The sequence below is a fragment of the Streptomyces sp. TRM64462 genome, from assembly GCF_013362995.1.
In the GTDB taxonomy this organism is placed as follows: Bacteria; Actinomycetota; Actinomycetes; order Streptomycetales; family Streptomycetaceae; genus Streptomyces.
Genome location: NZ_JABWDV010000335.1, coordinates 23,556 through 29,760, shown reverse-complemented (window position 1 = coordinate 29,760; position 6,205 = coordinate 23,556). Strand labels below are relative to the sequence as shown.

Genomic DNA, 6,205 nt, shown 5'->3' with positions numbered 1-6,205 from the left:
CCGGCCCACCGCCACCACCGCGCAGCCGCCCGCCACCACCACCCTCCGCCTGGCCACCACCACGCACCGTCGGCCGACCGCCACCGCCCCCCGGGCGACTGTCACCGCCGCCGCCCGCTGCCCGGCCACCGCCCGCCGCCTGGCCCCCGCCACCACCGCCCGCCGGCCCACCGCTGCCGTCCACCGTCGGCCGCCTCAGCGCATCCGGGTGGTGTCGTTGCGGCGCAGCCGCGAGGCCATCCAGAAGGCGCCGCCCGCGACCAGCGCGCCGCCCAGGGCGACGGCCGGTACGGCGACGAACACCGGCACCTCGTCGGCCGGCCGCTGCTGAGCGGCCTGCCCGCCGTTGCCGGCGTGGACGCGCTTCGGGGCGTCGGCGGCCCCGCTGTGGCAGGTGCCGTCGCGGACCATGGCCAGGTGCCCGGCGACGACCGGGCGTGCGGCCTTCGCCGCGGCGGTGACCTCGGCGTTCCCGCCCCGGGCGATCCGGTCGTCGATCCGGCCCAGGGTCTCCGTGTGGGCGGAGGCCTGCGCGTCCAGCCAGGCGGTGTCGTACGCGCGGGTGCCCGCCTTGGCCATCACGCCGGCGAGGTCACGCTGCTGCGCGGCGGTGGGGGCGACCGGGAGATCGACGCCCAGCTTGTCGGACAGGGCCCTGGTGGCGGCGTCGAGCCGGGTGTGGTCACGTTCCAGTACGGCGGCCACCCGCTTCACACAGGCGGTCGTGGCGTTCTTCCGGGCGTCCCTGCTCGCGGCGATCTCCGTCATGTTCCCCTGATGGGCGGCGCGCAGAAACGCACTGTCGGTCATGGCGTCGTCGGCGGCGCGTGCGGGTGCGGCGGCTATGCCGGTCAGGGCGAGACAGGTGAGGGCCGTGGCGGCCCAGCGGTGCGTGCGCATCACGGTGTCGTCATCCATTCGTGGTGATCGGTTCCGCGGCCCGCCGGTGGACCCGGGGGCCACGGCACCATCGGAGTCACGCCGACCGGGCGTCCGCCATCCGCCGTAGTGCGAACGAGCGGGTAATCACCCCGTCGGCCCTCCGGACACTCCCTCGGGGCGCGCGCCCGCGCGCAGCCGAAACCGCCCAGCGTGCCGGGTCGCGCGGCGCATGCGAAGCGGCTGGCTTGGACTCGCCATCGCCCCGACATGGTCTTGTCACCGTACGAAGTCACATGAGTACATGGAGTGGCGTACGTTCCCAGGGGATGGCGGGGGTGATCGGCCGTGACGAACGTCCCGGTCTCCGTGCTCGGTCGGGCGGTTCCGGGCGACGTGCCCGCGGCGCGGGCCGCGCCACCGCGGGCCCCGCGCCCGGCCGGCCAGCCCGTGCGCGGCACGCGGCACATCTGCGCGGCGCTGGCCGCCCTCACCGAGTCGGCCCGCAGCGAACTGCTGACGTTCGACGACCCGGCCGCCGGGCTGCGCCGGCCGATCCCGGAACCGTTCCTGGAGCTGGCCGGGACCTGCGTACGCACCGCCGCCGAGCGGGTCCGCACGGTACGGCAGGTGGTGCCGCGCCACGCCCTGGCCCGGGTCACGGCCGCCGACCTGGGCGACGCGGCGCGGCTGCCGGGGCGGGCGCGGCTGACGGACACCATCCCGTTCAAGATGATCGTCGTGGACCGTACGGTCGCGGCGATCCCGCTGGACCTGGAGCTGCTCCACAACGGGCTGCTGCTGATCCGCGACCCGGTCGTCGTGCAGGCCCTGGTGCGGGCGCACCACGCCTGGTGGGACACGGGCGACGACCTCGGCGAGCTCACGGAGCCGCCCGGCACCCTGCCGCCCCGGCTGCGCCCGGTGCTGGACGCGCTGCTCGCGGGGCTCACGGACGAGACGGCCGCCGCACGGCTCGGCATATCGGGCCGCACGTACAGCCGCCGCGTGGGCGAGCTGCTGGCGGCCCTGGGCACGACGAGCCGGTTCCGGGCGGGTGCGGAGGCCGCCCGGCGCGGCTGGCTGTGAACACCACGGCACCACGGCGCCGCGGCAGCGCTACGACACGATGTCCTTGCGGGCGAACCCGCGGAACGCCAGCGCGAACAGCACCAGCGCGTACGCCACCGAGACCGCCGCCCCCTTCACCATGCCGCCCCACTCCAGCTGCGGCTGGAGCGCGTCGATCCAGGCGAACTGCCAGTGCGCGGGCAGCAGATCGCGCCAGTCGCCGAGCGCCGTCACGGCGTCCAGGACGTTGCCGACGATCGTCAGCCCGACCGCTCCGCCCACCGCGCCCAGCGGGGCGTCGGTCCGCGTGGACAGCCAGAACGCGAGCCCCGCCGTGACCAGTTGCGACACGAACACGAACGCCACGGCGATCAGCAGCCGCCCCAGGCTGTCCCCCGCCGCCAGCGCCCCGCCGGTGGGGAGCTTCAGCGGCCCCCACCCGTAGGCGACGGTCCCGGCGGCGAGCGCGACGAGCGGCAGCAGCACCATCGCGGCGGCGCTGAAGCCGAGCGCCACGACGAGCTTCGACACCAGCAGCCGGGCCCGGGGCACGGGCGCGGCCAGCAGATAGCGCAGCGACGACCAGCCGGCCTCGGACGCCACGGTGTCGCCACAGAACAGCGCCACGGGGATCACCAGCAGGAACCCGGCCGACACGAACAGGCAGGTCGCGGCGAAGTTCGCGGCGGACGCGGTCGCCGTGTCCATGAGCGTGATCCGGTTGTCGGGCCCGTCGTCCCCGTCGCCGCCGATCGCGAACGCGGCGATCAGGATGAACGGCAGGGCGGCGAGGATCGCGCCCATCACGAGGGTCCGCCGCCGTTTGAGCTGGCGTACGGCCTCCACGCGCAGGGGCAGGGTGTGCCGGGCCCGGTAGCCGGGCGCGGACTCGGCCGACGGGGCAGACGGGCCGGCCGGGGCAGGCGGGGCGAGCGGCGCGGTCATACGGAAGTCCCTCCTCCGATCAGGGTGAGGAACGCGTCCTCCAGGCGGCGGTGCGGCCCGACTCCGGTCACCGGCACGTCCAGGCGGACGAGTTCGCCGATGAGCGCGGTGGCGGTGGCCCCGTCGAGCCGTACCAGCAGTCCGCCCTCCGCCCGTACGGCGGACCCGACCCCGGGCAGCGCGCCGATCTTCTCGACCAGCTGCTCGGGCAGCTCGCCGCCCTCGGTGCTGACGAGCAGCGTGTCGCCGCTGCCGACGATGTCCGCGACGGGCCCTGCCTGCACGAGCCGCCCCCGGTCCATGACGACCAGGTGGGTGCACGACTGCTCGACCTCCGCGAGGAGGTGGCTGGAGACGATGACGGTCCGGCCCCCGGCCGCGTACCGGATCATCACGTCCCGCATCTCGCGGATCTGCGGCGGGTCGAGGCCGTTGGTCGGCTCGTCGAGGATCAGCAGGTCCGGCAGGCCGAGCATGGCCTGGGCGATGGCGAGGCGCTGCCGCATGCCCTGCGAGTACGTCCGCACGGCACGGGCCAGGGCGTCGCCGAGGCCCGCGATCTCCAGGGCCTCGTCGATGTGCGCGTCCGCGGCGGGCCGCCCGGTGGCGCGCCAGTACAGCTCCAGGTTGTCCCGCCCCGACAGGTGCGGCAGGAAGCCGGCGCCCTCCACGAAGGCGCCGACCCGCGACAGGACGGGGGCGCCGGGCCGTACGGCGTGCCCGAACACCCGGATCTCGCCGCCGTCGGGCGTGATGAGGCCCATCAGCATGCGCAGCGTCGTGGTCTTGCCGGCCCCGTTGGGCCCGAGCAGCCCGAGGACCTGGCCCTTCTCGACGCGGAACGACAGGTCCCGCACGGCGTAGGCGTCCGCCGACTTGGCGTAGCGCTTCGTCAGGCCGGTGATGGTGAGCGGTACGTCCGCCAGCCCGGGGTCCGGCGCGGGCGCGGCGGTGCGGCGGCGCGCGGTCAGCAGCAGCGCGGCCGCGACGACGGCACCGCCCGCCGGCATCCCCCACACCCACCAGGGCAGCCCGGCGGCCTGGGTGCGCACAGCGGGCGCGGTCGGCACGGAGAGCCCCGGTCCGGCGAGCGCGACGGTGTACGCGGCGGGTGCGGCCGGCGACGCGTAGCCGAGGTCCGTCGCGGCGAGGACGAGCCGCAGCCGGTGCCCGGCCTCCACCTCGTGGTCGATGGCGGGCAGCGTCAGTTCGACGTCCTTGCCGCCCTTCACGCCCTCGACGCGTACCGGGGCCACGAGCTGCCCGGGCAGCACCTGCTGTCGTCCGTCGGGCCCCACGTCGTACACCTTGCCGAACAGCACCGCGTCGCCGCTGTCGGACGTGACCCGTACGCGCACGGCCGGCGCCCCGGTGATCCGCAGCGGCGCGCTCAGCGGCGCGGAGTCGAACCGGGCGTGCTGGCCCGGGAAGTCCAGGGAGAGCCCCACGCCCAGGGACGACAACTGCGAGAGGCCGCCGCCCAGTCCGGGCACGGCCGAGATGCCGGGCGGACTGGCCCCTGCCGGGTTGCGGAAGGACTGCGGCCGCCCGGTCAGGGCGATGTCCCGCTGCCCGTCCCGCAGCCCCGGGTACCGGTCGGCGGTGGCGCCGCGCAGTCGCGCCTGCCCGTCGGTCGAGTCGACGCCGCCGGTGCGGCTGACGCGGAAGGCGGGTCCGGTGTCGGCGCCGGCGTCGCCCTTCAGGTAGCGGTCGAACCAGGTGGTGATCCGCCGCTCGACCCGCTCGGTCTCGCGGTCGCCGCCGTCGTGCCCGCCGGCGATCCAGTCGACGGCGACGGGCGCTCCGTTGTCGCGGATCGTCCGGGCCATGGCGTCGGCGTGGGCGAGCGGGAACAGCGAGTCGGACTGCCCCTGCACGATCAGCGCGGGCACCTTGATGCGGTCCCCGACGGCGGACGGGCTGCGCGCCTCAAGCAGCGCCCGCGCGGCCGCGTCGGGCTTCCCGCTGACGGCGATCCGCTCGTACATGGCGCACAGCTCGGCCTGGAACCGCCCACACGCCCCGGCGCCCGGCTGCCCCTGCCCCGGCTCTTGCCCCTGTCCTGGCGCCTGGCCCTGCGGGCTGCCGTCGCCCGCGGCGCCGCTCGTGGCGCCGCTCGTGGCGCCGCCCGCCGTGAAGAAGATCCCGGCCCACAGCTTCTTGAACACCCCGTCCGGCAGCAGCGCGTCGGCGAGGTTCCAGTACGTGATCTGCGGCGCGACGGCGTCGACGCGCGCGTCGTACCCGGCGGCGAGCAGCGAGACCGCCCCGCCGTACGAGGCGCCCGTGACGCCCACGCGCGGGTCGCCGGGCTTGTCGAGCCGTACCTCGGGGCGCTTCGCGAGCCAGTCGACGAGCCGCTGGACGTCCTCGACCTCGTGGTCCGGGTCGTTGAGCCCGATCCGTCCGCCGGACTTGCCGAACCCGCGCGCGCTCCAGGTCAGCACGGCGTATCCGTCGCGGGCGAGCCGCTTGGCCTGGGCGCGTACGTCGTCCTTGCTGCCGCCGAAGCCGTGCCCGAGCAGCACGGCGGGCCGCCGCCCGCCGCCCCCGGCCGTGTAGTACGAGGTGTCGAGCCGTGCGCCCGGCATGTCCAGCACCGTGTCCTCGCGGTGCACGGCGGGCGCGTCGTCCGATGCGGCGGCGGTCCACGTCCCGGCGCCGGCGAGCACCGCCACGGCCGCGGCGAGGGCCGGCCAGCGCCGGGGAAGTCGGATCTGCATTCCTCGACCCTAAGCGCCGAACCCGTGTGCGTTCGGCTGCCGACGGTCGGAAGTCGGTCGCCTCCTTGAGGAGTAGCCGCTAGCGTCCGCGTACAGCAAGTGCGGTAGACGCGGCAGGCGCAATCGGGACGAAGGGGGACCGTCGTGGAGATCCGCCGGGCGAGCACGGTGGCCGAGCTGATGGCCGCCGAGCATCTGTACGACGGGCCCGCGCGGCCCGAGTGGGCCGAGCGTTTCCTCGCCGCGCCCGGCCATCTCATGCTCATCGCCTACGAGGACGGGAAGCCGGCCGGGATGGTGTCGGGCATCGAGATGCTGCACCCCGACAAGGGCACCGAGATGTGCCTGTACGAGCTGTCGGTGGCCCAGCCGTACCGCAGGCGCGGCATCGGCCGGGCGCTCACCGAGGCGCTGGCCGCCGTCGCCCGTGAACGGGGCTGCTACGACATGTGGGTGGGCGTGGACACGGACAACGACGCGGCACTGGCCGCCTACCGGTCTGCGGGGGCCCGCGACGACGGTGAATTCGCCGTGCTCAGCTGGGAGTTCTGAGCCGGGCGGCGCCCTCGACGGGACCGGGGCGCCGC

The 6,205-nt window shown here is 75.5% G+C and carries 5 protein-coding genes; 2 read left to right on the top strand and 3 right to left on the bottom strand.

Annotated elements, in window-relative coordinates:
- Nucleotides 1-195: 195 nt before the first annotated feature.
- Entirely contained in the window at nucleotides 196-918 is a 723-nt protein-coding gene (locus tag HTZ82_RS17250) for a DUF4142 domain-containing protein (RefSeq protein WP_175410281.1), read from the bottom strand.
- A gap of 309 nt (nucleotides 919-1,227) precedes the next feature.
- Between HTZ82_RS17250 and HTZ82_RS17245 the strand changes: the two genes are divergently transcribed.
- The gene (locus HTZ82_RS17245; RefSeq protein WP_309235526.1) at nucleotides 1,228-1,968 is read left to right on the top strand and encodes a DNA-binding response regulator; all 741 of its coding nucleotides are present in this window, start codon (nucleotides 1,228-1,230) and stop codon (nucleotides 1,966-1,968) included.
- Between the two features lie 30 nt (nucleotides 1,969-1,998).
- On the opposite strand, the gene HTZ82_RS17240 is transcribed toward HTZ82_RS17245, so the two are convergent.
- Nucleotides 1,999-2,895 carry an ABC transporter permease gene (locus tag HTZ82_RS17240; protein WP_175410280.1) on the bottom strand — a complete coding sequence of 299 codons (897 nt, stop codon included), beginning with the start codon at nucleotides 2,893-2,895 and terminating at the stop codon, nucleotides 1,999-2,001.
- Nucleotides 2,892-5,618: an alpha/beta fold hydrolase gene (locus tag HTZ82_RS17235; protein ID WP_175410279.1), complete on the bottom strand. Its 2,727-nt coding sequence runs from the start codon at nucleotides 5,616-5,618 to the stop codon at nucleotides 2,892-2,894. The genes HTZ82_RS17240 and HTZ82_RS17235 overlap by 4 nt, the downstream gene beginning before the upstream one ends.
- Before the next feature lie 144 nt (nucleotides 5,619-5,762).
- Here HTZ82_RS17235 and HTZ82_RS17230 point away from each other — a divergent pair, with 144 nt between their 5' ends.
- Nucleotides 5,763-6,170, top strand: a complete 408-nt coding sequence (locus HTZ82_RS17230) for a GNAT family N-acetyltransferase (protein ID WP_175410278.1) — start codon at nucleotides 5,763-5,765, stop codon at nucleotides 6,168-6,170.
- The last annotated feature ends 35 nt before the right edge of the window (nucleotides 6,171-6,205 follow it).